Source organism: Micromonospora sp. bgisy143 (assembly GCF_057708145.1).
This window is the reverse complement of the sequence record NZ_JBYIRN010000007.1, coordinates 86,750-111,950: the sequence shown is the minus strand read 5'-3', so window position 1 is coordinate 111,950 and position 25,201 is coordinate 86,750. Positions and strand designations below refer to the sequence as shown.

General features: G+C 72.7%; 27 protein-coding genes. 15 read left to right on the top strand and 12 right to left on the bottom strand.

The features are described from left to right. The first annotated feature begins 55 nt into the window (after nucleotides 1-55). Both AC3EN4_RS11820 and AC3EN4_RS11815 read left to right on the top strand, forming a co-directional pair. A complete protein-coding gene (locus tag AC3EN4_RS11820) occupies nucleotides 56-991 on the top strand; it encodes a pseudouridine-5'-phosphate glycosidase (protein WP_435205965.1) in 936 nt (311 codons plus the stop codon). Then, complete coding sequence (locus tag AC3EN4_RS11815) at nucleotides 988-1,890, top strand: carbohydrate kinase family protein (protein WP_435205964.1); 903 nt, start codon at nucleotides 988-990, stop codon at nucleotides 1,888-1,890. Before AC3EN4_RS11820 ends, AC3EN4_RS11815 begins: the two co-directional genes overlap by 4 nt. 31 nt (nucleotides 1,891-1,921) lie before the next feature. Here the strand turns inward: AC3EN4_RS11815 and AC3EN4_RS11810 are convergent, their stop codons facing one another. Further along, nucleotides 1,922-2,281: a DUF3099 domain-containing protein gene (locus AC3EN4_RS11810; protein ID WP_422738942.1), complete on the bottom strand. Its 360-nt coding sequence runs from the start codon at nucleotides 2,279-2,281 to the stop codon at nucleotides 1,922-1,924. A 104-nt stretch (nucleotides 2,282-2,385) separates the two neighbouring features. Between AC3EN4_RS11810 and AC3EN4_RS11805 the strand changes: the two genes are divergently transcribed. Together AC3EN4_RS11805 and AC3EN4_RS11800 are read left to right on the top strand one after the other, a co-directional pair. Then, nucleotides 2,386-2,673, top strand: coding sequence for a hypothetical protein (locus AC3EN4_RS11805; protein ID WP_124771959.1), 288 nt, complete (start codon nucleotides 2,386-2,388; stop codon nucleotides 2,671-2,673). After that, on the top strand, nucleotides 2,670-2,999 hold the full coding sequence (locus AC3EN4_RS11800; protein WP_422738941.1) for a hypothetical protein: 330 nt from the start codon (nucleotides 2,670-2,672) through the stop codon (nucleotides 2,997-2,999). The genes AC3EN4_RS11805 and AC3EN4_RS11800 overlap by 4 nt, the downstream gene beginning before the upstream one ends. A gap of 3 nt (nucleotides 3,000-3,002) precedes the next feature. On the opposite strand, the gene AC3EN4_RS11795 is transcribed toward AC3EN4_RS11800, so the two are convergent. Then, on the bottom strand, nucleotides 3,003-3,587 hold the full coding sequence (locus tag AC3EN4_RS11795) for an HhH-GPD-type base excision DNA repair protein (RefSeq protein WP_435206035.1): 585 nt from the start codon (nucleotides 3,585-3,587) through the stop codon (nucleotides 3,003-3,005). 95 nt (nucleotides 3,588-3,682) lie between these two features. Between AC3EN4_RS11795 and AC3EN4_RS11790 the strand changes: the two genes are divergently transcribed. The 5 genes from AC3EN4_RS11790 (at nucleotide 3,683) to AC3EN4_RS11770 (ending at nucleotide 7,585) form a co-directional block, all read left to right on the top strand. Next, entirely contained in the window at nucleotides 3,683-5,167 is a 1,485-nt protein-coding gene (locus tag AC3EN4_RS11790) for a DUF7782 domain-containing protein (RefSeq protein ID WP_435205963.1), read from the top strand. Then, on the top strand, nucleotides 5,164-5,313 hold the full coding sequence (locus AC3EN4_RS11785) for a hypothetical protein (RefSeq protein WP_435205962.1): 150 nt from the start codon (nucleotides 5,164-5,166) through the stop codon (nucleotides 5,311-5,313). Before AC3EN4_RS11790 ends, AC3EN4_RS11785 begins: the two co-directional genes overlap by 4 nt. Beyond that, nucleotides 5,313-5,735: a D-aminoacyl-tRNA deacylase gene (dtd, locus tag AC3EN4_RS11780; protein WP_435205961.1), complete on the top strand. Its 423-nt coding sequence runs from the start codon at nucleotides 5,313-5,315 to the stop codon at nucleotides 5,733-5,735. Before AC3EN4_RS11785 ends, dtd begins: the two co-directional genes overlap by 1 nt. A 345-nt stretch (nucleotides 5,736-6,080) precedes the next feature. After that, on the top strand, nucleotides 6,081-7,085 hold the full coding sequence (sigB, locus tag AC3EN4_RS11775; protein ID WP_435205960.1) for an RNA polymerase sigma factor SigB: 1,005 nt from the start codon (nucleotides 6,081-6,083) through the stop codon (nucleotides 7,083-7,085). Between the two features lie 92 nt (nucleotides 7,086-7,177). Beyond that, on the top strand, nucleotides 7,178-7,585 hold the full coding sequence (locus AC3EN4_RS11770; RefSeq protein WP_435205959.1) for a VOC family protein: 408 nt from the start codon (nucleotides 7,178-7,180) through the stop codon (nucleotides 7,583-7,585). Nucleotides 7,586-7,625: 40 nt separating this feature from the next. Here AC3EN4_RS11770 and AC3EN4_RS11765 read toward each other — a convergent pair whose 3' ends face one another. Genes AC3EN4_RS11765 through AC3EN4_RS11755 form a run of 3 tightly spaced genes read right to left on the bottom strand, consistent with a single transcriptional unit; the run spans nucleotide 7,626 to nucleotide 12,288 of the window. Continuing rightward, a complete protein-coding gene (locus tag AC3EN4_RS11765; protein ID WP_435205958.1) occupies nucleotides 7,626-10,181 on the bottom strand; it encodes a bifunctional acetate--CoA ligase family protein/GNAT family N-acetyltransferase in 2,556 nt (851 codons plus the stop codon). 16 nt (nucleotides 10,182-10,197) lie between these two features. Then, complete coding sequence (locus AC3EN4_RS11760) at nucleotides 10,198-11,379, bottom strand: acetoin utilization protein AcuC (RefSeq protein WP_435205957.1); 1,182 nt, start codon at nucleotides 11,377-11,379, stop codon at nucleotides 10,198-10,200. A 48-nt stretch (nucleotides 11,380-11,427) separates the two neighbouring features. Further along, the gene (locus AC3EN4_RS11755; protein WP_435205956.1) at nucleotides 11,428-12,288 is read right to left on the bottom strand and encodes a sulfurtransferase; all 861 of its coding nucleotides are present in this window, start codon (nucleotides 12,286-12,288) and stop codon (nucleotides 11,428-11,430) included. A 100-nt stretch (nucleotides 12,289-12,388) separates the two neighbouring features. Between AC3EN4_RS11755 and AC3EN4_RS11750 the strand changes: the two genes are divergently transcribed. Next, on the top strand, nucleotides 12,389-13,078 hold the full coding sequence (locus tag AC3EN4_RS11750; protein ID WP_422738932.1) for an iron-dependent transcriptional repressor DtxR: 690 nt from the start codon (nucleotides 12,389-12,391) through the stop codon (nucleotides 13,076-13,078). 13 nt (nucleotides 13,079-13,091) lie between these two features. On the opposite strand, the gene AC3EN4_RS11745 is transcribed toward AC3EN4_RS11750, so the two are convergent. Both AC3EN4_RS11745 and AC3EN4_RS11740 read right to left on the bottom strand, forming a co-directional pair. Next, the gene (locus AC3EN4_RS11745; protein ID WP_435205955.1) at nucleotides 13,092-13,640 is read right to left on the bottom strand and encodes a hypothetical protein; all 549 of its coding nucleotides are present in this window, start codon (nucleotides 13,638-13,640) and stop codon (nucleotides 13,092-13,094) included. Nucleotides 13,641-13,729: 89 nt separating this feature from the next. Beyond that, on the bottom strand, nucleotides 13,730-13,984 hold the full coding sequence (locus AC3EN4_RS11740) for a DUF5522 domain-containing protein (RefSeq protein ID WP_435205954.1): 255 nt from the start codon (nucleotides 13,982-13,984) through the stop codon (nucleotides 13,730-13,732). 121 nt (nucleotides 13,985-14,105) lie between these two features. Between AC3EN4_RS11740 and AC3EN4_RS11735 the strand changes: the two genes are divergently transcribed. Together AC3EN4_RS11735 and AC3EN4_RS11730 are read left to right on the top strand one after the other, a co-directional pair. Next, nucleotides 14,106-15,365: an MFS transporter gene (locus AC3EN4_RS11735; protein WP_435205953.1), complete on the top strand. Its 1,260-nt coding sequence runs from the start codon at nucleotides 14,106-14,108 to the stop codon at nucleotides 15,363-15,365. 33 nt (nucleotides 15,366-15,398) lie between these two features. Further along, complete coding sequence (locus AC3EN4_RS11730; protein ID WP_435205952.1) at nucleotides 15,399-16,358, top strand: MerR family transcriptional regulator; 960 nt, start codon at nucleotides 15,399-15,401, stop codon at nucleotides 16,356-16,358. Here AC3EN4_RS11730 and AC3EN4_RS11725 read toward each other — a convergent pair. Further along, nucleotides 16,334-17,269, bottom strand: a complete 936-nt coding sequence (locus AC3EN4_RS11725; RefSeq protein ID WP_435205951.1) for a DUF2332 family protein — start codon at nucleotides 17,267-17,269, stop codon at nucleotides 16,334-16,336. The two genes, AC3EN4_RS11730 and AC3EN4_RS11725, sit on opposite strands and share 25 nt — an antisense overlap. Nucleotides 17,270-17,407: 138 nt before the next feature. Here AC3EN4_RS11725 and AC3EN4_RS11720 point away from each other — a divergent pair, with 138 nt between their 5' ends. Continuing rightward, on the top strand, nucleotides 17,408-18,520 hold the full coding sequence (locus AC3EN4_RS11720) for an FAD-dependent monooxygenase (protein WP_435205950.1): 1,113 nt from the start codon (nucleotides 17,408-17,410) through the stop codon (nucleotides 18,518-18,520). Between the two features lie 135 nt (nucleotides 18,521-18,655). Here AC3EN4_RS11720 and AC3EN4_RS11715 read toward each other — a convergent pair whose 3' ends face one another. Both AC3EN4_RS11715 and AC3EN4_RS11710 read right to left on the bottom strand, forming a co-directional pair. Next, a complete protein-coding gene (locus AC3EN4_RS11715) occupies nucleotides 18,656-19,621 on the bottom strand; it encodes a CU044_5270 family protein (protein WP_435205949.1) in 966 nt (321 codons plus the stop codon). Nucleotides 19,622-19,639: 18 nt separating this feature from the next. Then, nucleotides 19,640-20,209, bottom strand: coding sequence for an RNA polymerase sigma factor (locus tag AC3EN4_RS11710; protein WP_435205948.1), 570 nt, complete (start codon nucleotides 20,207-20,209; stop codon nucleotides 19,640-19,642). 194 nt (nucleotides 20,210-20,403) lie between these two features. Between AC3EN4_RS11710 and AC3EN4_RS11705 the strand changes: the two genes are divergently transcribed. Next, on the top strand, nucleotides 20,404-20,793 hold the full coding sequence (locus AC3EN4_RS11705; RefSeq protein ID WP_422738923.1) for a hypothetical protein: 390 nt from the start codon (nucleotides 20,404-20,406) through the stop codon (nucleotides 20,791-20,793). Nucleotides 20,794-21,003: 210 nt separating this feature from the next. Here AC3EN4_RS11705 and pyrE read toward each other — a convergent pair whose 3' ends face one another. Further along, nucleotides 21,004-21,528, bottom strand: coding sequence for an orotate phosphoribosyltransferase (gene pyrE / locus AC3EN4_RS11700; protein ID WP_435205947.1), 525 nt, complete (start codon nucleotides 21,526-21,528; stop codon nucleotides 21,004-21,006). 81 nt (nucleotides 21,529-21,609) lie between these two features. Between pyrE and AC3EN4_RS11695 the strand changes: the two genes are divergently transcribed. After that, nucleotides 21,610-22,185: a dienelactone hydrolase family protein gene (locus AC3EN4_RS11695; RefSeq protein WP_435205946.1), complete on the top strand. Its 576-nt coding sequence runs from the start codon at nucleotides 21,610-21,612 to the stop codon at nucleotides 22,183-22,185. A gap of 105 nt (nucleotides 22,186-22,290) precedes the next feature. Here AC3EN4_RS11695 and AC3EN4_RS11690 read toward each other — a convergent pair whose 3' ends face one another. Continuing rightward, nucleotides 22,291-25,197, bottom strand: coding sequence for a vitamin B12-dependent ribonucleotide reductase (locus AC3EN4_RS11690; protein ID WP_435205945.1), 2,907 nt, complete (start codon nucleotides 25,195-25,197; stop codon nucleotides 22,291-22,293). Between the last annotated feature and the right edge of the window lie 4 nt (nucleotides 25,198-25,201).

The window sequence follows — 25,201 nt, the reverse complement described above, 5'->3', positions numbered from 1 at the left end:
ATCACGGCCGGGTCCACCTGAGGCCGGTCGCCCTCGGACCCCGTACGGTGCCCGTGTGACTGACTTTCGCATCAGCTATGGCACCGAGGTCGCCGCAGCCCTGCGCGACGGCCGACCCGTCGTCGCCCTGGAGAGCACCATCGTCTCGCACGGCCTGCCCCGCCCGCAGAACCTGCGGGTGGCGCGGGACATCGAGCAGGCGGTCCGGGACGCCGGGGCGGTGCCGGCGACGATCGGCATGATCCGTGGCGAGTTGGTGGTCGGTCTGGACGACGCGCAGCTCACCCGACTGGCCACCGTCGATGGTGTGACGAAGCTCTCGGTGCGCGACCTGGCCGTGGCGGCGGCGACCGGCGCGGACGGGGCCACCACCGTGGCCGCGACCAGCGCGGTGGCCGCGGCGGCCGGGATCGGGGTGTTCGCGACCGGCGGGCTGGGCGGGGTGCACCGGGAGGCGGAGCACACCTTCGACGAGTCGGCGGACCTGGTCACCCTGGCCCAGACGCCGATCACGGTGGTCTGCGCCGGGGTCAAGTCGATCCTCGACGTGGGCGCGACCCTGGAACGGCTGGAGACCCTCGGGGTCGCCGTGCTCGGCTACCGCACCCGACGGTTCCCCGGCTTCTACCTCACCGACGCCGGCTTCGACCTGGACTGGTCGGTGGACTCGCCGGAGCAGGTAGCCGCCGTGCTGGCCGCCCGGGACGAGCACGCCGTGCACACCGGCGCCCTGCTCGTGGCCAACCCGCTGCCGGTCGACGAGCAGCTCGACCCGGAGCTGCACGACCGGACCCTGGCCGAGGGCCTGGCCCTGCTGGAGCGGGACGGGGTGACCGGCAAGGCCGTCACGCCGTACCTGCTGGCACACTTCCACTCGGCCACCGAGGGCGCGAGCCTCGCGGTGAACATCCGCATCATCCTGCGCAACGCCGACCTGGCCGCGCGCATCGCGGTCGCCGCGGTCGCCCGCGCCTCCGCCGTCCCGGCATGACCCCTGGGACCCGCGTGGTGGTCGTCGGAGACGTGATCACCGACGTGGTCGCGGTGCTCACCGGGCCGCTCGCGGCCGGTACGGACACCGCCGCCGAGATCAGCCTCGGCGGCGGCGGGCAGGCGGCCAACACCGCTGCCTGGGTGGCCGCGCAGGGGGTCGCCGTCACGCTCGTCGGCGCGGTCGGCGACGACGCCGCGGGCGGCGACCGGATGGCCGAGTTGGCCCGCGCGGGCGTGGACTGCGTCCTCGAGCGGGTGCCGGGCGTCCCCACCGGCACGGTGATCGTGCTGACCGCCGACGGCGAGCGGACCATGGTCACGTCGCGGGGCGCGAACCTGCGGTTGAGCGCCGAGCACGTCGAGAAGGCCGTCGCGGCGGCGCCCGACGCGGGGCATCTGCACCTGTCCGCGTACACCCTGTTGGACGACGCGTCGCGCGCAGCGGGGCTGCGGGCGTTGGCCGCCGCCCGCGAGCGCGGGCTCACCACAAGCGTCGACGCGGCCTCCGCGGGGCCGCTGCGGCGCGTCGGTGCGCGGACCTTCCTGGGTTGGGTACGCGATGTCGACCTGCTCCTGGTCAACGCGGACGAGGCCACCGTGCTGGCCGGCGGGCTGGACCCGGCGGCGCAGGGGCGGGCGTTGTCGGCGACGGCCCGGCGGGTGGTGGTCAAACGTGGCGCGGCGGGCGCGGTGTGGGTCGAGGGCCGCACGGCCACGGTCAGCGTGGCGGCGGCCCGGCGGGTGGCGGTGGTGGACGTCACCGGGGCCGGCGACGCCTTCGCGGCCGGCCTGCTGACCGCCTGGCTCGGCGGAGCCACCGCGACCGCGGCCCTGGACCGCGCGACCGAGCTGGGGGCGCTGGCCGTCTCCAGCGTCGGCGCCCGACCACCGGCCTGAGGCGTCGGAGCCCTGGCCCGCGTTTGGCGGGTCAGGGCTCGACGTCGATGATCTTGTGTGGGTGCTCTTCGGTGGTGAGGCTCATCGGTGGGGCCTCGTCCCGCCGCCGGGGATGGAACCGGTTGGCCAGCCGGTGCTCCTCCTTGGGCGGCCGGTCGTTGGCCAGCAGCACGGCCAGCCACGGGATGAGCACCATGCCGACGGCGCACAGCGGCAACCAGAGCCAGAGCAGGGGTGCCTTCGCGCCGACCAGGATCGCTCCGGCCACGATGCAGGCCACCCGGATGCCCATCATGAGGACATAGCGGCGCTGACGGCTGGTGAGCTGATCGTGCTGGCTGCGCGAGGCATCGGTGATCAGAATCGGCTGGTACGCCTGACGCTTCACCATGGACCTCCTCGAGGGGATTACGCCTCATCCTGTCACCACGAAGCCGTGATCAGCGAATATCGAGTCATCCCGGTACGTGTTACGCGCGTGGTACGCTGCGCCTCGTGGGCAGCAGGTTCAGCTTCACCGACGAGGCGTTGGCCAACCTGAGGGTCTACGACGTCACACCCGGGGAAGTCTGGGAGGCACTGCACAGCGCGCGGCGGGTCATCCGCCACCTGGGCGACGACGTGATGGTGGTCTACGCCGCCGCCCGCCGGGGCCGCCGGCTGGCGGTGCTGCTCGCCGAGGCCGATGGCACCGACAACGACTGGGACATCCTCTCCGCCCGCGAGCTGAGCGACGTCGAGTCCAAGCGCTACGACGAGGCCGTGCGGAGAGATCGCCGATGAGGGGAGCCGTGACGATGCACCGCAACGACGCGACGAAGCAGTTCCACAGCGGCGACGACCGGCTCGCCGAGCTGATCGACGAGAGCCCCGCGGTGGACCTGCCGACACCCGACACCGACGTGCCGATGGTGAGCCGGTCGGTCCGGCTGCCGCTGGACACCTACGAGCGGGTCCGGGCCGCCGCCGACGCCCGGGGCATCGGGGTCACCACGCTGATGCGGCAGTGGATCGAGGCCGGCCTCGCCGACCTGGACGACTCGGCCACCGTCTCGCTGGCCGACGTCCGGCGCGCGCTGGCCTCCCTGGCACACCCCACCGCCGCCTGAACGTCAGCCCTTCTCGGCCTTCGCCGCCGCCTTCATCTGCTGCTTGTACTCCCGCACCCGGCGCAGCGAGTCGGCGTCGGTGACGTCCGCCACCGACCGGTAGGCGCCGGGGTCGCCGTACCCGCCGGCCGCCGTGCGCCAGTCCTGCGGGGTCACCCCGAACCGCTTGCCGAGCAGCGCCACGAAGATCTGCGCCTTCTGCTTTCCGAAGCCGGGCAGGTCGGCGACCCGCCGCAGCAGCTCCGGCCCGTCGGCGACGTCCGACCACAGCAGCGCCGCATCGCCGTCGTAACGCTCCACGAGCACCCGGCAGACCTCCTGCACCCGGCTCGCCATCGCCTTCGGGAACCGGTGCAGCGCGGGCGGGGTGGCGAAGAGCGCGACCAGCGCCTCGGTGTCGTAGCCGGCCAACTCCGCCGCGTCCAGGTCGTGGCCGAGCCGCTGCGCCAGCACGTACGGCGACGAGAAGGCCTTCTCCATCGAGACTTGTTGATCAAGAACCATGCCGACCAGCAGGGCCAGCGGGCTGCGCTCCAGCAGCCGGTTCGCCTCGGGGTCGATGGGGAGCACGAGCGTCATGGCCACCATCCTGCCCGGCGCACCGACCCGGCCGGACACCGACGCTCCGACGGCTACCGGCGGGTGCCGCCGACCCGGGACGCGACGCGGGGCAGGATGGCGACGTGGACGAATACGACATGCTGCTCTCCCCCGCCGGCGTCGACGCGCTGCGGACCGCGCTGACCCGGGCCGGGTTCACCAGCAACGGCATCGCCGAACGGCTCGGCCCGCAGGCCACCGCCTCGGTGGCGCGCAACGACTACCGGGCCGCGCTGCGCGCCACCGAGGACCGCGATCCGCTCGCCACGCTGATCCGGCTGTTCATCTGCGACCAGACCGAGCCGGAGGACGCCGTCGCCGCCGCGCTGGCCCCGTTGGGGCTCGACGAGGCGCTGGCTGGCGGGCTCGTCGAGCGGTACGACGAGGGCCTGCGCGCCGGCGTCGACCTGGAGCCGTACGGCGACGACTGGTGGGTCCTCGCCGACGTGCCGGCCAGCGCCCGGCCGGGTCGACCGCTGCATGCCGAACACGTGCTCGGCATCGGCGGCGCCACCCACACCCTGATCGGGGCGACCGTGCGCCGGCCCGTCGGCGCGGCGCTGGACCTGGGCACCGGTTCCGGCGTCCAGGCCCTGCACCTCGCCACCCACGCCGACACGGTGACCGCCACGGACCTCTCCGAGCGGGCCCTGCGCTTCGCCGCCACGAACGCCGCCCTCAACGGCCAGGACTGGGAGCTGCTGCGCGGCGACATGGTCGCACCGGTGGCCGGCCGCCGGTTCGACCTGGTGGTGAGCAACCCGCCGTTCGTGGTCGGCCCCGGCACCACCACGCACGTCTACCGCGACTCGGGGCGGGTGGGTGACGCCATCGCCGCCGAGCTGGCCGCCGCCGCCCCCGGCCTGCTCACCGAGGGCGGCACCATGCAGTACCTGGCGAACTGGGTGCACGTCGCCGGCGAGGAGTGGGACGAGCGAGTCGCCGGCTGGTTCGCCGGTACCGGCCTGGACGCCTGGGTGATCCAGCGCGAGGTTGCCGACCCAATGGCGTACGTCGACCTGTGGCTCACCGACGTCGGTGAGGGCGCCGACCCGCAGCGGGCGGCCGTCTGGCTGGACTGGTTCGACCAGCACAAGATCGAGGCGATCGGCTTCGGAATCGTCTCGCTGCGCCGTGGCGGGCACGCCGATCCGGTGGTCCGCGTGGAGGACCTGCGCCAGCGGGTCCAGCCGCCGCTGGGCGACCAGATCGGCGCCTGGTTCGACCGCCAGGACTTTCTGCGGGTACGCGACACCGAGGCGTTGCTCGCCGAGCGCTACCGGGCCGCCGACGGTCTCCAGCTCCGCCAGGAGGCCACCATGGGTGACGAGGGCTGGGCGGTGGACCGGCAGGTGCTCGCGATGCCGCACGGCCTGCGCTGGACCGAGGAGATCGACCCGTTGGTGCTGGCGCTGGTCGGCGGGGCGGACGGTCGCCTACCGCTGCGCGACCAGCTCGCCCTGCTCGCGGCGGCCCACGACGTGGAACCCGACGAACTGGCCGAGGCCGCCGGCCCGATCGTCGCGCACCTGGTCGAGCGCGGCTTCATCGAGCCGGTGACGGCGTGAGGCCGCCGACCCACGCGGTGCCGGCGGCGTCCCGCATTCCCGCGTTGGTGCCGCCGGCGGCGCTGGTGCTCGGGTCGGCGCTGGTGCTCGGGTCGGCGCTGGTGCTCGGGTCGGCGGGGGTGCTCGGGTCGGCGGGGGTGCGCTGATGCGGGCGGTGGTGCAGACGGTCGAACGGGCCCGGGTGACGGTGGACGACGAGGTGGTCGGTGCGATCGAGAACGGCCTGCTGGTGCTGCTCGGCGTGACGCACACCGACACCGCCGAGACCGCCGCGACGATGGCCCGCAAGGTGCACGAGCTGCGGATCCTGGACGACGAGCGGTCCGCCGCCGACGTCGGGGCGCCGATCCTGGTGGTCAGCCAGTTCACCCTCTACGGCGACGCCCGCAAGGGCCGCCGTCCGAGTTGGACGGCAGCAGCCCCCGCCGAGGTGGCCGAACCCCTGGTGAACGCGGTCGTGCAAGCGCTCCGCGACCGTGGCGCGAAGGTCGAGACCGGCCGCTTCCGCACCCACATGCTCGTCGAAAGCACCAACACAGGCCCGAAAACCATCCTCCTAGACCTCTAACCCCACCCCCTCCACCCCCCACCCCTCCACCTGCCCCACCCCCTTCCGGCGTTGATCAAGAGGTTCGCGTCAAATTACGCGCGGTTCTTGACGCGAACCTCTTGATCACCGGGGCCGAGGGCGGGGCGGGCGGGGCGGGGCCGGCCGGGGTGGGCGCGGGCCGGGGTGGGCCGGGTGGGTGGGCGGCAAGCGGTCTGGTGACAGTTTTTTGGGGCGATCCTGCGGGATTGCTGTCGGGTCCGCGATCAGCTCACTCCCGTTTCACGTCCTGCCCGCCAAGCTGTGTTTCACACCGGCACCACTGGGCCGGAGACACGGCACAGACGTGGATACGGGGAGACAGAGATGGTCCTGCAGATGACGGAACACCGGACGCGCCCGGCTACCAGCACCGAGACCGACGCCCTCACCGACCTGGACGCCACCGACGAGCGTGGCATCTCCACCGACCTGGTCCGGGCGTATCTCAACGGGATCGGCCGGACGAAGTTGCTGACCGCCGCGCAGGAGGTGGACCTGGCCCGACGGGTCGAGGCCGGCCTGTTCGCCGAGGAGAAGCTCGCCACCTGCACTCCGGTCTCGGAGGAGCTGCGGTCCGACCTGGAGCTGATCGTCGCCGAGGGTCGCGCCGCCAAGGACCACCTGCTGGAGGCGAACCTGCGGCTGGTGGTCAGCATCGCCAAGCGCTACACCGGACGCGGGATGGCCTTCCTCGACCTGATCCAGGAGGGCAACCTCGGTCTCATCCGGGCGGTGGAGAAGTTCGACTACGCCAAGGGTTACAAGTTCTCCACGTACGCCACCTGGTGGATCCGGCAGGCCATCACCCGCGCCATGGCCGACCAGGCCCGCACCATCCGCATCCCGGTGCACATGGTCGAGCAGGTCAACCGGATGGTCCGGGCCCGCCGCGAGCTGGCGGTCACGCTGGGCCGCGAGCCCAGCGTCGGCGAGGTCGCCCGTGCCCTGGAGATCCCCGAGTTCCAGGTCATCGAACTCATCTCGTACGACCGGGAGCCGGTCAGTCTGGACCAGGCCGTCGGCGACGACGGGGAGAGCGCGCTCGGCGACTTCGTGGCCGCCGTGGACCCGCGTACCGACCCCGGCGAGGGGGCCGCACAGGGCGAGCTGCGCAACGAGGTGAGCATCGTGCTGGCTACGCTGTCGCAGCGGGAGCAGGCGGTCATCCGGCTCCGGTTCGGGCTGGACGACGGCCGGCAGCGCACCCTGGACGAGGTCGGCCGGGAGTTCGGCCTGTCCCGCGAGCGCATCCGGCAGATCGAGAAGGTGACGCTGCTCAAGCTGCGCGCGCCCGAGCGGGCCCAGCGCCTGGAGGCGTACGCCTGCTGACACGTCCACATTCCTGGAAGGCCCCGGCGGTTCGCCGGGGCCTTCCCTGCTGCCCGGATGGTTGACTGCACACACCCGACGAGAGGGCACCCGTGAACTGGACGTTGGAAGTCGTGATCGTGCCCGTGTCGGATGTGGACCGGGCGAAGGGGTTCTACGCCGACCAGCTCGGCTTCGCCGTCGACCACGACACCGTGATCGGCGACGACGCGCGCATCGTGCAGCTGACCCCGCCCGGTTCCGGCTGCTCGATCGTCATCGGCAAGGGCGTCGTGCCGGAGATGCCGCCGGGCTCGCTCAAGGGCTTGCAGCTCGTGGTGCCCGACCTGAAGCGCGCCCACGCCGAGCTGGTCGAGCGGGGGGTGGAGGTCAGCGAGATCCAGGTGGTGGGCGTCAACCCCGAACCGGTGCCCGACCCGCTGGACAATGTCGGCTTCGTCTTCTTCGCCGACCCGGACGGCAACACCTGGGGCGTACAACAGATCTCCAGCCGCGCCTGACCGGCGCGCGCCCGCAGAGCCGCCGGGGGCCGGTGCAGCCTCACAGCCGCCGGGGGCCGGTGTCGGGGCGGGCGGCCACGCCGCCGACGCGTACCTGGGCGTGCAGGACCGAGATGCCGTCCGGGCGGGCGAGCACCGGGTTGAGGGTCACCGAACGCACCCGGGGCTGCTCGTCGGCGAGCTGACCAACCCGCAGCAGCAGGTCGGCCAGGGCGGCGCGGTCCACCGGCGCGGCGCCCCGGTGCCCCCGCAACAACGGGGCCGCGCGCGGTTCGTCGACCAACTCGGCGGCGTCGGTGTCGGTGAGCGGTACCGCCCGCCAGGCCCGGTCCCCGAGCAGGTCGGTGGCGACGCCGCCGAGACCGAAGCCGACCACCGGCCCGAACGCCGGGTCCTCCACCAGCTCCACCACGCAGGCCACCCCGGGCGGGACCATCGGCTGCACCAGCACGTCCGCGCCGAAGTCGGCGGCCAGCTCGGTGTACGCGCGGCGCACGTCCGCCTCGTCGCGCAGGTCGAGACGGACCGCGCCCAGGTCGAGCCGGTGCCGGAGTCCGGGATCGGCGGCCTTGAGCGCCACCGGGAAACCCACCCGCGCCGCCGCCTCGGCCGCCGCGTCGACCGTGGCCGCCGGCTTCGAGGGCACGGTCTCGATGCCGTACGCGGCCAGCAGCGCCGCCGCGTCGGCCGGGTCGGCGCGCAGCGCGGCCTGTGCGGCGTCCCGGCCGATCCCGGGCAGCTCGGGTGCCACGCCGGACGGGCGGTCCAGCCACCGCGCGTACCGGTGCACCCGGGCGAGGGCGCGCACGGCCTCCTCCACCCCGCCGTACGCGGGCACCCCGGCCGGCAGCCGGCCGACCAGGAACGTCGCCACCGTCGGTTTGCCCAGGGCGAGGGCCGCCGGCAGCGCGGCGGTGACGTCGGCGTCCACATCGGTGCGTTGTCCGGCCAGCGGTGGGGCGAAGACCACGACGAGGGCGTCCACCCGGTCGTCGCCGGCCGTCTCGGCGAGTGCGGTGGCGAACTCGGCGGCGCCGGCGCTCGGCCCGACGTCGCGGGGATAGCCGTCGGCGACGGTCAGGCCCTGCCCGACGCAGGCCGTGGCCGCCAACCCGGTCAGCGCCGAGGAGTTGCCGACCACACCGACCCGACCGCCCGTCGGCAGCGGCTGGTTGGCCAGCAGCACCCCCACGTCGAGCAGCTCCGCCACGGTGTCCACCCGGATCACCCCGGACTGGGCGAAGAGCGCGGCCACCGCCACCTCGTCCGGGCCGGCAGCGTCACCGACCCCGGGCGGGCGGGCCGGCGAGGCGAGCGCCACCACCGGTTTGGCGCGGCCGATCCGCCGGGCCAGCCGGGCGAACTTGCGCGGGTTACCGAACGTCTCCAGATACAGCATGATCACGTCGGTGCCGGGGTCGTCCTGCCAGTACTGCAACAGGTCGTTGCCGGAGACGTCGGCCCGGTTGCCGGCCGAGACGAAGCTGGACAGGCCGAGGCCACGCCGGTCCGCCTCGGCGAGCAGCGCCACCCCGAACGCGCCGGACTGGCTGAAGATGCCGACCCGACCGGCCGGCGGCAGCGCCGGCGCGAGCGTGGCGTTGAGGCGTACCGTCGGATCGGTGTTGGCCACGCCCAGACAGTTCGGGCCGACGACCCGCATGCCCGCGGTGTGCGCCGCGCGGACCAGCGCCCGCTGGGTGGCCGCGCCCTCCGGTCCGGCCTCGGCGAAGCCGGCCGAGATCACGACGAGGCCGTGCGCCCCGGCGGCGGCCGCGTCGGCGACCACCCCGGTCGCCGCCTCCGGCGGGACCGCCACCACCGCCAGGTCCACCGCCACGCCGGCGTCGACAGCACGGGGGTACGCGGGCAGCCCGGCCACCGTCGCCGCGCTCGGATGCACCGGCACCACCGAACCGGTGAAACCGCCGTCGCGCAGGTGCCCGAGCACCGCCGCGCCGACGCCCTGGCCGGTGGCGCTCGCGCCGTAGACGGCGATGCCGCGCGGAGCGAGCAGCCGGGCGATCGAACGCGCCTCGGTGCGGTGCTCGCGGCCGCGCTGCACCTCAAGGGTGGCCTCGGTCGGGGCGATCGGGAAGCTGAGGTGTACCACGCCGTCGGCGTACGCGCGCTGGACCTGGTAGCCGAAGTCGGCGAAGACCCGCAGCATCGTCCCGTTGGCCGGCAGCACCTCGGCGACGAAGCTCATGATGCCGTTGCGCCGGGCGGCGTCGGCCAGGTGCTCCATCAACACCGAACCGATCCCGCGGCCCTGGAAGGCGTCCTCCACGACGAAGGCCACCTCCGCCTCCGGCGCCTGCGGGCCGAGCCGCTCGTACCGGCCGACCGCGACGATCCGGTCGGCGGCCAGCACCACGAACGCCTCCCGGTCGTGGTGGTCGACCGTCACGAACCGGATCAGATCCCGCTCCGGAATGCGCGGGTACGGCGAGAAGTACCGCAGGTAGCGGGTGCGCTCGGAGAACCGGCTGTGCATCGCCACGATCCCCGGCGCGTCGCTCGGCTCGATCTGCCGCAACTGGACGGTGCTGCCATCGCTGAGCAGCACGTCGACGGTCTGGTCCACGCTCGTCACCGCAGAACGGCCCGGCTCAGTCCCGCGGGTCGTACGGGTCGAGCCCGAGCAGCGGGAAGACGGTCTTGCGGGTCGCCGCGATCGCCCGGTCCACCGCGTTCGGCTCACCCGTCGGCTGCCACGGCTCGTACGACGGGTCGGCGTCGTCGGTCATCCGCAGCGGGATCTCCCGGCCCGGTCGACGTGCCGCCGCCAGTTCCCGCCAGGCCAGCGGGGTGAGCGTCGCCGGGTCGATCGGATCGCCGGTCGCCACGGCGAGCAGGTGCGCCCACGCCCGGGGCACCGCCTCGACCAACGCGTACCCGCCGCCGCCGGTGGCCACCCAGCGGCCCTCGCACAGCTCGTCGGCGAGCGCCCGCAGCGCCAGGTAGGTGGCGCGCTGCCCGTCCACCGTCAGGTTCAGATCGGCCAGCGGATCGAGCCGGTGCCCGTCCGCGCCGCACTGGCTCACCAGCACCTGCGGCCGGAACGCGCGCAGCACCGACGGCACGATCGCGTGGAACGCCCGCTGCCAGCCGCTGTCGTCGACGCCCGGCGGCAACGGCATGTTCACCGCGCTGCCCTGCGCCCCCGGCCCGCCGGTCTCGTCGGGGAAGCCGGTGCCGGGGAAGAGCGCGAGCGGCGTCTCGTGCAGGCTGACCGTGAGCACCCGCGGGTCGTCCCAGAAGATCTCCTGCACCCCGTCGCCGTGGTGCACGTCCACGTCGACGTACGCGATCCGATCGGCGCCCAGGTCGAGCAGGCGGGCGATGGCCACCGCCGGGTCGTTGTAGACGCAGAAGCCGGACGCCCGGGCGGGCAGCGCGTGGTGCAGGCCACCCGCCACGTTGACGGCCCGGCGGGCGTCCCCCCGCCAGACCGCCTCGGCCGCGGCCACCGTCGCGCCGGCGATCAACGCGCTCGACTCGTGCATCCCGTCGAAGACCGGGTTGTCGGAGGTGCCCAGCCCGTAACCGGCGAACAGCGGATCGCGCGGCGCGGCCCGTACGGCGGCCAGGTACGCCGGGTGGTGCACCCGGGTCAGCAGGGCGTCGTCGGCGGGCTCCGGCTTGACCACGCGCACACCGGGACGGGCCAGCACGCCCAACTCCTGGGCGAGCGCCACGGTCAACTCCACCCGGACCGGGTCGAGCGGATGGTCACCCAGGTTGTAGGCGAGCAGCGCCGGGTCCCACACCACCACCGTGTCGTCGGACATGAGCCCATCGTCGCACGAGGACCGTCGCCGGCCCATCGCACGCGCTGGTCAGCGCTCTGGTGTCGATCCGGTGGCGACCGGCCGGGACGGGTCGGCGACCCAGTTGCTCCACGAACCGACGTACAACGCCGCGTCCGGCCGGCCGGCCAGGTGCAGCGCGAGGACCGCCTGCGCGGCGGTCACGCCGGAGCCGCAGTACGCCCCGATCTGCCGCGCTCCGTGCACGCCCGCCGCGGCGAACCGCTCGCGCAGCACGTTGGCGGCCGGGAAGCGCCCGTCGGCGCCCACGTACTCGCCGGCGGGCAGGTTCGCCGCACCGGGCACGTGACCGGCGACCGGGTCGATCGGTTCGACCTCACCCCGAAAGCGCGGCGCCGCACGCACGTCGAGCAGCACGGCGTCGTCGGCCGCGGCCAGGGTGGCGGCCTGCGCGGCGTCGAGCACCGGCAGGTCACCGGGACGCACCTCGACGTCGCCGGGGCTCGGGGTGGGCGCCTCGGTGGAGACCGGCTGCCCGGCGGCCACCCAGGCCGGGAACCCACCGTGCAGCAGGCGTACCGGCCGGTGCCCGGCCCACCGCAGCGTCCACCAGGCGCGGGCCGCGGCCAAGCCGTCGCCGCCGTCGTACACCACCACGGGGTGACCGGCGCGGACGCCGGCGGCCCGCAGCGCCCCCCGCAGCGCGCCCGGGTCGGGCAGCGGGTGCCGGCCGCCGACGCCGGGCGGCCCGCACAGCGCGGTGTCCAGGTCGACGAAGACCGCGCCGGGCAGGTGGCCGGCCAGGTAGTCGTCGCGGCCGAGCGGGCCGGTGAGCCGCCAGCGGACGTCGAGCAGAGTGGGCGGGTCGGCATGGTCGAGCTCGGCGGCGAGCCGGTCGGCCTCGACGAGCAACTCCTCGGTACCGGACATGGCGACCATCCAACACCATCCGGTCAGCACCGGGGCGATTCGGCAGCGGTCGCTCGCCGGGCGGCAGGGTAGCATCGTTGGTCGGAGGGCCGCTTACCTTATGAAGTCTCACGATCTGGTCGACACGACCGAGATGTACCTGCGCACCATCCTCGAGCTGGAGGAGGAGGGGGTGCCGCCGCTACGCGCCCGGATCGCCGAGCGCCTCAAGCAGAGCGGCCCCACCGTCAGTCAGACCGTCGCCCGGATGGAGCGCGACGGCCTGCTCACCGTCGAGGGCGACCGGCACCTGACCCTCACCGCGCTCGGTCGTGGCACCGCCGTCTCCGTGATGCGCAAGCACCGCCTCGCCGAGCTGCTGCTCGTCAACGTCATCGGGATGCCCTACGAGGAGGCCCACGAGGAGGCCTGCCGCTGGGAGCACGTGATGAGCGACGCCGTCGAGAAGCGGGTGTACGACCTGCTCAACCGGCCGACCCGCTCGCCGTACGGCAACCCGATCCCCGGTCTGGAGGAGCTGGGCTCGCCCGAGGCGGAGGTCAGCGAGGCCGGTGAGGGCGAGCGCAACCTGGCCTTCCCGGGGCTCTCCGGACCGGTCGTGGTCCGCCGGATCTGCGAGAGCGTGCAGACCGACTCCGACGTGCTGCGCCAGTTGCACGCCGCCGGTGTCGACCCGGGTGCCACGGTGACCGTGGCGCAGGAGCGCGACGGGGTGTCGATCGACCGCTCCGGCGACCGGGTACGGCTGCCCCGCGAGGTCGCCTCCCGGGTCTTCGTCGCCGCCAGCTGACCGGAGACGGGCGTCACAGCGCCCGGGTGTCCACCTTCTTGGCCAACGCGACCAGGTCGCCGGCCATCTTGTCGGCCGCCGCACGCTCGGCCCCCTTCGCGCCGGTCCAGGTCAGGGTGGCCAGGCGTCCGTCGCCGGCCAGCCAACCGACCTCGGCGACCGGCCCGTACCCGCCGGCCGCGGCGGCGGTACGCCGGTACGCCAACTGGCCCAGGCCGGTGACCTTCGTCGCCTTGGCGGGCACCACGTCCGCGCTGAAGCTGGCCTTGTCGATGCTGGTCTCGGAGACGCTGAGCATCAGCTCCGGCAGCGCCGCACGCTCGGCCCGGACCACGCAGGTGTGGGTGTCGTTCCGTTCGCTGGCCGCCGCCACGTCGAAGCGCACCTTGACGACCTTTTCGATCACCGCGAAATCCAGCAGCCGGCAGGCGCCACCCGACGAGGCCGCCGCCACGTCCAGGGCCACCGGCGCCGGCGGTGGCACCGCCACCGGCTCGGCCTCGGCGGCACAGCCGCTCACCAGCAGGCCCGCCAGCCCGGCGACCACGATCCGCCCGCGCACGCTCCACCCTCTCGCCGACCGACGGCGGAAGGGGTCCCGCCGGATGTCCGTCGGACACCGTACGGGTTGTCCGGGTCGGGCGGAAGTCCTCATTCCGAGGGTGGATCGTCCACGTACGGGCAGTGCCGGCAACCCCTCCCGCAGCATGTGCCGCGACGGGCCAGGAAGCCGGCGCTGAGCACGAACAGACCCGTCGCCGGGTCGGGATAGCCGGCCTCTCCGGCGGCCAGCGCGGCGTCGTGCGCGGCGATGATCCGGGCCCGGTCGGGGTGCTCCGGCGGCAGGCGGGACGGGTGCGGCTCGGTGAGCGGCCGGCCGGCCAGGGGTCGTCGCTCACCGCTCATCCGCAGCAGTCTAGGAGGGGCTCGTACGGCCGCCGCAAATGCCGTGCCGGACCAGACGTCGCCTCGGTAGAGTCCGCGGGCCGCCGCCCGGTGGTGCCATCCCCAGAGACAGGCGACGACGGTGCGTCAGCAGCTGGAGCGGTCCGCGACGGCCGGGACGGCGGTCGCGTCGCTGTGGCGCAGCCGGAACTTCCTGCTGCTCTGGGGCGGTCAGACGGTCAGCGAGCTGGGCACCCGTATCGCCAACGTCGCGGTGCCGCTGCTCGCCGCCGACACTCTGCACGCCAGCGTGTTCCAGGTCTCCCTGCTGACCGTCCTGGCCTGGCTGCCGTACCTGCTGTTCTCGCTTCCGGCGGGCATCGTCGCCGACCGGCTCGACCGGCGACGGCTGATGATCGCGTGCGACCTGGGTCGGGCCGCGCTCCTGCTGTCTCTGCCGGTGGCCGCGCTGGTCGGCCACCTCACCCTGCCCTTCCTGTACGCGGTGGTGGGGCTCGGTGGCGTGCTCACCGTGCTGTTCACGGTGGCGTACAAGACCCTGCTGCCCCGGCTGGTTCCGCCGGATCTCCTGATGGACGGCAACGCGAAGCTGACCATCAGTCAGGACGCCGCCGAACTGGTCGGGCCGACGATCAGCGGCGCGTTGATCGGGCTGGTGGGCGCGGCCCGCACGTTCCTGGCCAACGGGCTCGCCTTCATGGTCAGCGCGTTGACGCTGATCCTGATCCGGGAGGCGCCGGAACGCCGCGAGCCGGCTACCCGCGCACCCCTGCGGGTGGAGTTGACCGACGGACTCGGCTTCATCCGGCGGCAGCCCATCCTGCTGAGCATCCTGGCCTGCACGACCTGGTCGAACTTCTGGGTGATGGCGTCCGCCTCGATCGAGGTGACCTTCCTGGTCCGCGAGCTGCACGCCGCCCCGGTGCAGGTCGGGATGGTCTTCTCGGTGAGCGCTGTCGGCGGGCTGGTGGTGGGGGTGCTGGCCGCCCGGCTGTCGGCCTGGCTCGGCTCGGCCCGGGTGATCTGGGTGGCGATGACCGTGCCAGGCCCGTTCTACCTGCTGATGCCGCTGGCCCGACCCGGTTGGGGACTGCTGCTCTACGGCGTCGGGCTGGCCGCGTTCTCGGCCAACGCCGTGCTGTTCAACGTGGCGGCGATGTCGTACCGGCAGCGGATCACCCCACCGGCGATCCTCGGCCGGGTCAACGCGGCGTTTCTCTGGATCTGCTTCGGTGTGATCCCGCTGGGGGCGCTGACCGGCGGCGCGCTCGGCACCGCGCTGGGGCTGCGCGGCGCACTCTGGGTGTGCGTGCTGGGCACCTGGGCCGCGTGCCTGTTCGTGGTCTGCTCGCCGCTGCGCCGGATGCGGGACACCGCTTGAGTCTCCCGTGGCGGGAGACGTGAGGGTGAGGGCATGAGCGGTGACGAGCGGTACACCATCGGCGAGCTGGCCCGACGCACCGGCCTGAGCGTCAAGACCATCCGGTACTACGCCGACAGCGGGATCGTGCCGCCGACGGACCGGAGCCCGGCCGGCTACCGCCTGTTCGACGCCGAGGCGGTCGCCCGGCTGGAACTGGTCCGGACGTTGCGCGACCTGGGTGTGGACCTGGCCGCCATCCGTCGCGTGGTGGACCGCGAGGTACCGCTGCACGAGGTGGCCGCCACGCACGCCGAGGCGCTGGCGGCGCAGATCCGCGCGCTGCGGCTGCGTCAGGCGGTGCTGACCGTCGCGGCGAAGCGCGGGGCGGGCCCGTCCGAGGTGGCCGACCTGCGCCGGTTGGCCCAGCTCACCGCCCGCGAACGGGCGCACCTGGTCGACGACTTCCTGGCCAGCGTCTTCACCGGCGACCCGCCGACGTACCCCGGGGTGCTCGTCTCGATGACACCGGAGCTGCCCGACGACCCGAGCGCCGAGCAGGTGCAGGCGTGGGTGGAGTTGGCCGAGCTGTGCCGGGATCCCACCTTCCGGGCGAGTATGCGGCGGCTCGCCCGCCAGCACGCCACCGACAACGACGTGCCCGGTCTCCCCCGCCCGGACGCCGTCGCGCTGGTTCGGGACGGGGCGGCGGGAGCCCTGGCCGCCGGTATCGATCCGGCTGGGCCCGAGGCCGAGCCGGTGGTCGCGGCGGTCATCGGCCGGTACGCCCGCCGGCACGGCCTGTCCGACGACGCCGACCTGCGCCAGCGGCTGCTGGACCGGCTGCTGCTGGCCAACGACCCACGCCGGGACCGCTACCTCGACCTGCTCTCGGTGATCAACGGCTGGCCGGGCGGTGGCGCGGTCACGCCGGCGGTGGACTGGTTCATCCGGGCCCTGCGGGCCCGGATGTCGGTCGCGGCGGGCTCTCAGCCGAACCAGGTCATCGCCTGACCGTGGCCCCGGGTCCAGGCCAGCGGCTTTCCGTCGAGTGCGAGGACGTTGTGCAGCGCCGCGTCCGGCGAGTCGGGCAACCCCTCGTAGGGCAGCACCTCCGGGGCCTCGTTCGCGATCCAGTGCCCCGGCAGCTCACCGACCAGCCGCACGAACGCGTCCCGGCGCGCGGCGGGCACCTGGTAGAGCACGGACGTGTGGAAGATGACGAGCGTCGCCTCGGCCGGCGCCCGCGCGGCCAGCGCCGGCAGGTCGTCCACCAGGTCACCCCGGACCAGCAGCGGCGGATCGGCGGCGGCGACCGCCGCCGCCGCGCGCAGCCGGGCCCGCCGGTGCGCGTGCTCCGACCAGATCAGGGCGTCCAACCAGGACACGTCGTCGGGGTCGCGCACGTCGAGCGGGTTCAGGTCGAGGCCACCCCGCCACACCACCCGGGGTACGCGCCGAGGCGGCACCAACCCAGCGGCCGCGCACTCCAGGATCGGCTCTCCGTCGCCTACCTCGTGCTCGCCGTACCGGTAGGCGTACCGGTCGGGGTAGAGGCAGAGCCCGGCGGACGCGCCGACCTCCAGCAGGGCGAGGGGCTGCGGCAGCGCGGCGAGCACCGGCAGCAGCACCGCGCACCGGCCGGCCTCGTTCGTCTGGGTGGCCCTGCGCCGCAGCTCGGTGTCGATGGCCGGCCAGTGGGTCAGCACGTAGTCGTGGAACGCGGCCGGGTCGTCGACCGGACCACCCAGCCAGCGGACCACGCCGTACAGCAGGTTCGGCTGGCGCTTGGCCGGCGGAAGCGCGTCGAGGAGGGCGAGCAGGTCGTGGTCGTCGGCGACGGCGTACGACAGCCGCTCGTACGTGGGTGAGACCCCGTGCGCCTCGCGGCGGGCGAACTCGACGTACGCCTCGGCGGTTGTCATGCCCTGATCGTCGCAGCCCATTGGCCGGAAATTCAGCCCCCGGACCCGTGTGCCGGCTCACCCGCCTTCTAGAGTGCTGCGGCGGCCGAGGTGCTGAGCAGCAGCTCAGCCGGCCTGTGCAGCGGGAGGGAACACATCGTGCGGGGGAACAGTGTCCGGGTACTCATCGTCGGCGGGGGCATCGCCGGGCTGGCGACGGTCGCCGCGTTGCGCGAGTGGGGCGCGACGGTCGACGTGGTCGAGCGGACGCCCGGACCGACCGACTCGGGCACCGGTATCTACCTGACCGGCAACGCGACCCGCATGCTCGACGTCCTCGGTCTACGGGAGCCGGTCGCCGACGTCGCCGTGGAGATCACCCGGCAGCGCAGCGCCAACCAGCGCGGACGTCGCCTCTTCGACATCGACGTGACCGCGTTGTGGCGGGGCGTCGGGCCGTGCGTATCGCTGCCCCGGGCCCGACTCCACCGGGCCCTGGTGGCCGGCGTCGCAGATGCCCCGATCCGCTGGGGTCGCCACCCGATCGCGCTCGACCCGGAAGGGAACCGCGTCGCCGTCGAGTTCGACGACGGCAGCGCCGAGCGGTACGACCTGGTGATCGGCGCGGACGGGGTGAACTCGACGGTGCGCCGACTCGCCTTCGACGCCCAGGCGGCCCGCAACCTGGGCCAGTACGCGTACCGCTGGGTCGCTCCCCGCATCGACGACGAGCCGTTCTGGTCGGTGCAGTTGGGGCGGGGCAGGCAGTTCCTGACCATCCCGATCAGCGCCGAGCAGACGTACTGCTACTACAACGACGGCCCGGTGGCCGACCGGCCGGGCTGGCGCGACGATGTGGCCGCGTCGTTCACCGAGCCGGCGGCCCTCATGCTCAAGGCCCTCGACCACGACGACAGCACCCTGCACGCCGGCCCGAACCAGGAGGTCGTCCTCGACTCCTGGGCCCGGGGGCCGGTGCTGCTGATCGGCGACGCCGCCCACGCCACCTCGCCGAACATGGCCCAGGGCGCGGCGATGGCCCTGGAGGACGCGGTCGTGCTCGCCTCGTCGCTGACCGCCGCCGACTCCATCGGAGAGGCGCTGCGGGTCTTCGAGGCGCGGCGACGCCCGCGCACCGACTGGGTGCTCAGCCAGACGCACCGCCGGGACAAGGCCACCGACCTTCCGCCCGCCCTCCGTGACCTGGTGCTGCGCCGCCTCGGCGAGCAGATGTTCCGCTCGAACTACGGGCCGCTGTTCGCGCAGCCCTGACCCCGTGAGGGGTTTCCATGATCGACACGAGGTCGGCGATGTGGCGGTGTCAGGGCCGTAGGACACCCCCACTTCGCCAATGTCGAGTCGATCACCGACCCGCGGACGATTCCACTCGTCGTCCCGCCGCGCCGGTCAGGGCAGCTGGCCCGGTCGATCGACGATGGCGATGCGCAGTCGCGCCACAGCGCTGTACAGGGACTCCTTGCCGTCCCGCACCAACGAGTTGCGGGTACCGAGGTAGACGTGGGAGTCCCGATCGAAGATGAGGTCCAGGTTCCCACCGATCACGCCGGGCATCCGAACTGCCACCCCGTGCCGACCGGCGGCGTCCACCACGTCGCCCGAGATGACGACCGCTCCCGGTTGCCGTGCCAACAGCTCGAACAGCGCCGCGAGCGCTCGGGGCGGCACGTAGCCGTCGAGCATCGACCGCGCGGTGGTGTACGGCATGCTCTCGCCCCCGTAGACGGCCTTCTCGTCGGCCCCTTCGGGCAGGTGCAGGTCGACCGGGTGTTCCCGAAGGTAGCGAAGTAGCTCGTCCGGATCGGTGGGCAGGTCGCCGTGGTACGCCGGCGGCGGGAACGCGTCGAGTTCCTTCTCGGGATCGACAGGATCATCGATGCGGAGCACCTTCAGTCGGCTCCACCCGTTCGGGTCGGTCTCCGGCCGATAGCGTGCCTGCGTGTACGCGACGCCACCGGCCGACTGCCACAGTTGGTTCCGTATCGTCCGGTACGGACCGCTGCCCGGCAGGTCGCGGATCGTCGCCAGGGACTCCGTGAAGACGTACTGGTCGGGGCGGGCGGTGAGCTCCGGCTGCTGCCGGGCGGCGTCGGCCGCCAGGTGGAAGATCTCCGACGCGCTGGCCCGGGGCGGCGACTGGCCGCCGAACCTCATGGTCTGGACCGCCAGCACACCGGCGGTCAGCGTCACCGCCATCCCGAGCGCCCCGGCCAGACGCCAACCACGCAGGAACCGGGTACGGCGTCCGGCCGTACGGCCCGCCGACGCCAGCTCGGCCCGTTGGGCGACGTGTGCGCTCAGGTCCCTGAGAAGCTGCTCCTCGAAACCCTGCGGCGACCGTTCAGTCGTGTTCATCGTCAGCTCCGTCTCAGCTCAGGCGAGGGTGGTGACCGGGCGGGCGAGCACCGCGCGGACGAGGCGGCGGGCCCGGTGCAGGCGGACCCGCGCGGCGACCGGCGACATCCCGAGCGCTGCCGCCGCCTCCGCGACGGTGAGGCCGTCCACGGCGACGAGTTCGACGAGCGACCGGGTGCCCTCGGGTAGTTCGCTGAGCGCCCGATGGGTACGGCGGGCCGCCGACTCGGCGTCGATCCGCTCCTCGATGCGCGCGATGTCGTCGGGGCCGAGGTCCCGTCGTCCGGCCAGTCGGCCGGTCACCCGCAGTCGTTGGGCAGCCCGTCGCCGCTCGTCGCCGATGACGTGGCGGGCCACTCCGTACAGCCAGCCGATTTGGCTACCGCGGTCCGGCCGGTAGCCGGCCGCCGACTCGATCACCGCCAGGAACACGTCGGCGGTCAGGTCGGCGGCGAGATGTGGGTCGTCGACCCGCCGCGCCACGAAGCGGCCCACCGCTTCCAGATGCCGCCGGTAGAAGACCTCGAAGGCTGCTGGATCCACCCCGATGGCGGAAATGTCGTCATCGGCTCGGCTCGGCTCATTCACGGGCCGTCCTCCCTCGCGCGTTCACACCTCTTCTTCGTTCGGCGGAGCACGGGTGTTACCGAACCATTCGTACGGCTGGTGGCTACGCATGGCGGTGTGTGGCATGGTCGCCGGGTGCCCGCCGGGCCCGCTACGCCTGCCGCGCCGACGGCCGGACTGACGAGTGCACAGGCGGGTACGCAGGAAGGTCGCGGATGGACGCGCTGGTCGGACGCAGGCTCGTGAAAGTCGTACGGCTGGGCTGGCACCGGCCGGGAGAACCCGACGAACCTGATGTCGGGCCGGTACTGCTTGTGTTCGATGACGGCCGAGGGCTGCTACTCGACGGCCGGAGCGACTGGACCCTCGGGCTCACGGAGACGTATCCCGGCGACGACGGCTTGCCCGATCCCTACGACTACGACGGTGGGCGATGGTTGTCGCGGGACGCCTCGGCTGAACCGCCGTTCGCATCGGTCATCACGAGACCGCTCGCTCACCTCGAAGAGATCCGCAACGACGTCAACGAGGTGACCGGCCTCAGGCTGGACTTCGATGGCCAGATGCTGACGCTCACGACATGGCAGGGAGAGATCAGGGCCTGACCTGTCGGCGCGTCGAAGCAGGCAGCGCCTCGCGCCGACTCGGGCTCATCGGGGACGGCTCGTCACCGGGCCAGTCTGGCCAGGATCGCGTCCAGGGACAGGTCTGTGGCGCTGGGCAGCAGGAGGTCTGCGTCCGTGAAGCGGGCGTGGTCCGCGTGTGGGTTCGGCACCGCAACGCAACGCAGCCCAGCGGCCCGTGCCGCCGCTACGTCATCCCGGCAGGGCGGATTCCAGATCACGGCGGGTAAGTGCGGCGGACAACCGGAGCCCTTCGGCCGCCAGATTCTCCCGTCCGCCCTGCTCCCGGTCGATGGCGCAGACCACCGACTCGACCTTCGCGCCGCCGGCCCGTAGCTGCCGGCACGACGCCAGCAACGCGCCGCCGGTGGTGACCACGTCCTCGATCACCACGACCCGCCGGCCGTCGACCGGGGTGCCCTCGGCCGCCTTGCCGGTGCCGTACTCCTTCGCCTGCTTCCGGACGAAGGCGGTCGGCAGCCCGGTCAGCTGCGACATCACGGTGGCGATCGGAATGCCACCCATCTCCATCCCCGCCAGTACGTCACACTCCGGCAGCAGGGCGACCATCGCCTCGGCCACCTCCCGCAACAGGCCAGGTTCGGCCTCGAACAGGTACTTGTCGAAGTACTCGTCGCTCGTCTGACCGGAGCGCAGGCGGAAAGACCCGGTCAGATGGCAGGTTTCGTAGACGCGGCGCGCAAGGGAAGAAGTCATGCCGCGAGCATCGCAAACGGCGCCCTCCCGCCGTGCCGTAGAGTGCCCGTACACGGCGGCAGCCCGACATCGGGGGATCACATGGCTCAGGTGTTGCTGTTCCACCACGCGCTGGGCCAGACCCCGGGGTTCGTCGCCTTCGCCGACGACCTGCGGCGTGCCGGGCACACCGTGCACACCCCGGACCTGTACGACGGCCGCACGTTCCACACCCTGGACGAGGGCATCGCCTACGCCGAGGGGATCGGCTTCGGCACCATCATCGAACGCGGCGCGCGGGTCGCCGACGACCTGCCCAGCGATCTGATCTACGCCGGCTTCTCCCTGGGCGTGCTGCCGGCGCAGAAGCTCGCGCAGACCCGCCCCGGAGCACGAGGGGCATTGCTGTTCTACTCCTGCGTGCCGGTCTCGGAGTTCGGCTCGTCCTGGCCGGCCGACGTCCCAGTGCAGATCCACGGCATGGACGCCGACCCGATCTTCATGGGCGAGGGCGACGTGGACGCCGCCCGTGAGATTGTCGCGTCCGCCCCGCAGGCTGAGCTGTTCCTCTACCCGGGAGACCAGCACTACTTCGCCGATTCCAGCCTGCCCTCCTACGACCCGCAAGCCACGGCCCTGCTCAGCAAGAGGGTGCTCGACTTCCTCGCCAGCCGCTGACCACCCGTAGCCGCACGGAATCCACAAGCGCTTCGCGCGCGACAACCGGGAACCAACGCTGCCCCGACCTCCCATCAGGAGGCCGGGGCAGCGTTGAGGCGTACGTCAGCTGCAGCCGCTGGTGGAGCCGCAGCCCTCGCAGACGTAGCAGCTACCGGCCGGGCGCATCTTCGTACCGCAGGTGAAGCAGAGCGGCGCGTCGGCGGCCTTGCCGATCACGGCCTCCAGCAGCTCGGTGCTGGAACCCACGCTCGGGGCCGGCTTGGCGGCGGCCACGTCGGCCATCTCCTGGGCCGGTTGGGCGACCGCCTCGGTCTTGGCGGGAGCCTCGACCGGCGCGGAAGACGCCATGGCGGTGAGGTCCGCACCGCTCACGGCGGCAGCCTCCGCGTCGGCCTCGGCCCGCAGCTGGGCGGCCCGCTCACCGGCGGTGAAGATGCCCAGCTCAGCGCGGCGCTCGTAGGGCAGGAAGTCCAGCGCCAGGCGACGGAAGATGTAGTCCATCACCGAGGCGGCCATCCGCACGTCCGGGTCGTCGGTCATGCCGGCCGGCTCGAAGCGCATGTTGGTGAACTTGCTGACGAACGTCTCCAGCGGCACGCCGTACTGCAGGCCGATGCTGATGGCCACCGAGAAGGCGTCCATCACGCCGGCCAGGGTCGAGCCCTGCTTGGACATCTTGAGGAAGACCTCGCCGAGGCCGTCGTCCGGGTAGGACGACGCGGTCAGGTACCCCTCGGCGCCACCGACGGAGAAGCTGACCGTCTCGGACGGACGCTTCTTCGGCAGGCGCTTGCGCACCGGCCGGTACTCGATGACCTTCTCCACCGCGGCCGGCGCGGCGGCGGCGGTCTCGACGGCGGCCGGCTCGGTGGCCTTGTTGTTCTTGGCGACCGAGAGCGGCTGGCCGACCTTGCAGTTGTCCCGGTAGATCGCCAGGGCCTTGAGGCCGAGCTTCCAGCCCTCGAAGTAGATCTTCTCGACGTCCTCGACGGTGGCCGCCTCCGGCATGTTGACCGTCTTGGAGATGGCGCCGGAGACGAACGGCTGGATGGCCGCCATCATCCGCACGTGGCCCATCGGGGCGATCGTCCGCTCGCCCATGGCGCAGTCGAAGACCGGGTAGTGCTCCGGCTTGAGGCCGGGGGCGTCCACCACGTGGCCGTGGTCGGCGATGTGCTCGACGATCGCCTCGACCTGCTCCTCGGGGTAGCCGAGGCTACGCAGGGCGCGCGGCACGGTCTGGTTGACGATCTGCATCGAGCCGCCGCCGACCAGCTTCTTGAACTTGACCAGCGCCAGGTCCGGCTCCACCCCGGTGGTGTCGCAGTCCATCATGAAGCCGATGGTGCCGGTCGGCGCGAGGACGCTGGCCTGGGCGTTGCGCCAGCCGTTCTTGTCACCGATCTTGTTGCCCTGGGTCCACTGCTTGGTCGCCTCGCGGACGATCGCGGTGGCCACCGGGCTGGTCGGCTTGATCTCGTCGTTGGCGGCGGCGTGCTTGCGCATGACCCGCTTGTGCGGCTCGGCGTTGCGGGCGTAGCCGTCGTACGGGCCGACCACGCCGGCCAGCTCGGCCGAGCGGCGGTACGCGGTGCCGGTCATCAGGGACGTGATCGCGGCGGCGACCGAGCGGCCCTGCTCCGAGTCGTACGGCAGGCCGGAGGCCATCAGCAGGGCACCCAGGTTGGCGTACCCGATGCCGAGCTGGCGGTACGCCCGCGAGGTCTCGCCGATCTTCTCGGTCGGGAAGTCGGCGAAGCAGATCGAGATGTCCATCGCGGTGATGACGAACTCGACGGACTTGACGAACTTCTCCACCTCGAAGCCGCCGTCGGCACGGAGGAACTTCATCAGGTTGAGCGAGGCCAGGTTGCACGAGGAGTTGTCCAGGTGCAGGTACTCCGAGCACGGGTTCGACGCGGTGATCCGGCCGGTCTCCGGGCAGGTGTGCCAGTCGTTGATGGTGTCGTCGTACTGCAGGCCCGGGTCGGCGCACTCCCAGGCGGCCTGGGAGATGGAACGGAACAGGTTCTTGGCGTCGACGGTCTCGATCGTCGCGCCGTCGAGGCGGCCGCGCAGGTCGAAGCCCTTGCCGTTCTCCACCGCCGTCATGAACTCGTCGGAGACCCGGACCGAGTTGTTGGCGTTCTGGTACTGCACGCTGACGATGTCGGAGCCACCGAGGTCCATGTCGAACCCGGCGTCACGCAGCGCGCGGATCTTGTCCTCCTCGCGCGCCTTGGTGACCACGAACTCCTGGATGTCCGGGTGGTCCACGTCGAGGATGACCATCTTGGCCGCACGCCGGGTGGCGCCGCCGGACTTGATGGTGCCGGCGGAGGCGTCCGCACCGCGCATGAAGCTGACCGGGCCGGAGGCGTTGCCGCCGGAGGAGAGCAGCTCACGCGACGACCGGATGCGCGACAGGTTGACGCCGGAGCCGGAGCCGCCCTTGAAGATCAGCCCCTCCTCCTTGTACCAGTCCAGGATGGAGTCCATCGAGTCGTCGACGGCCAGGATGAAGCAGGCGCTGACCTGCTGCGGCGACGGCGTGCCGACGTTGAACCAGACCGGCGAGTTGAAGCTGAACACCTGGTGCAGGAGCATCCAGGTCAGTTCGTGCGCGAAGACCTCGGCGTCGGCCGGGCTCGCGAAGTAGCCGTACTCCTCACCGGCGGTGCGGTAGGTGCTGACCACCCGGTCGATGAGCTGCTTGAGCGACCACTCCCGCTCCGGGGTCCCCACCGCGCCCCGGAAGTACTTGGTGGTGACGATGTTCGCCGCGTTGACGCTCCAGGACTCCGGGAACTCCACGCCCCGCTGCTCGAAGTTGATCGAGCCGTCCCGCCAGTTCGTCATCACGACGTCCCGGCGCTCCCAGGTCACCTCGTCGTACGGGTGGACCCCCTCCGTCGTCCACACGCGCTCGATCTTCAGCCCCGCGCCTGCCTTGTTCCGTGAACGGCTCGTTGTCACGCCGTCGCCCCCCTCGTCTGCGCGGTCACCCACCGCG

Bases quoted from the DNA above. Each gene is read 5' to 3' on its own strand.
- AC3EN4_RS11750 (WP_422738932.1), top strand. From the start codon at position 12,389: ATGAAGTCTCACGATCTGGTCGACACGACCGAGATGTACCTGCGCACC.
- AC3EN4_RS11740 (WP_435205954.1), bottom strand. From the start codon at position 13,984: ATGAGCGGTGAGCGACGACCCCTGGCCGGCCGGCCGCTCACCGAGCCG.
- AC3EN4_RS11725 (WP_435205951.1), bottom strand. From the start codon at position 17,269: ATGACAACCGCCGAGGCGTACGTCGAGTTCGCCCGCCGCGAGGCGCAC.
- dtd (WP_435205961.1), top strand. From the start codon at position 5,313: ATGCGGGCGGTGGTGCAGACGGTCGAACGGGCCCGGGTGACGGTGGAC.
- AC3EN4_RS11755 (WP_435205956.1), bottom strand. From the start codon at position 12,288: ATGTCCGGTACCGAGGAGTTGCTCGTCGAGGCCGACCGGCTCGCCGCC.
- sigB (WP_435205960.1), top strand. From the start codon at position 6,081: ATGGTCCTGCAGATGACGGAACACCGGACGCGCCCGGCTACCAGCACC.
- AC3EN4_RS11800 (WP_422738941.1), top strand. From the start codon at position 2,670: ATGAGGGGAGCCGTGACGATGCACCGCAACGACGCGACGAAGCAGTTC.
- AC3EN4_RS11730 (WP_435205952.1), top strand. From the start codon at position 15,399: ATGAGCGGTGACGAGCGGTACACCATCGGCGAGCTGGCCCGACGCACC.
- AC3EN4_RS11695 (WP_435205946.1), top strand. From the start codon at position 21,610: ATGGCTCAGGTGTTGCTGTTCCACCACGCGCTGGGCCAGACCCCGGGG.
- AC3EN4_RS11810 (WP_422738942.1), bottom strand. From the start codon at position 2,281: ATGGTGAAGCGTCAGGCGTACCAGCCGATTCTGATCACCGATGCCTCG.
- AC3EN4_RS11795 (WP_435206035.1), bottom strand. From the start codon at position 3,587: ATGGTGGCCATGACGCTCGTGCTCCCCATCGACCCCGAGGCGAACCGG.
- AC3EN4_RS11815 (WP_435205964.1), top strand. From the start codon at position 988: ATGACCCCTGGGACCCGCGTGGTGGTCGTCGGAGACGTGATCACCGAC.
- AC3EN4_RS11715 (WP_435205949.1), bottom strand. From the start codon at position 19,621: ATGAACACGACTGAACGGTCGCCGCAGGGTTTCGAGGAGCAGCTTCTC.
- AC3EN4_RS11705 (WP_422738923.1), top strand. From the start codon at position 20,404: ATGGACGCGCTGGTCGGACGCAGGCTCGTGAAAGTCGTACGGCTGGGC.
- pyrE (WP_435205947.1), bottom strand. From the start codon at position 21,528: ATGACTTCTTCCCTTGCGCGCCGCGTCTACGAAACCTGCCATCTGACC.
- AC3EN4_RS11760 (WP_435205957.1), bottom strand. From the start codon at position 11,379: ATGTCCGACGACACGGTGGTGGTGTGGGACCCGGCGCTGCTCGCCTAC.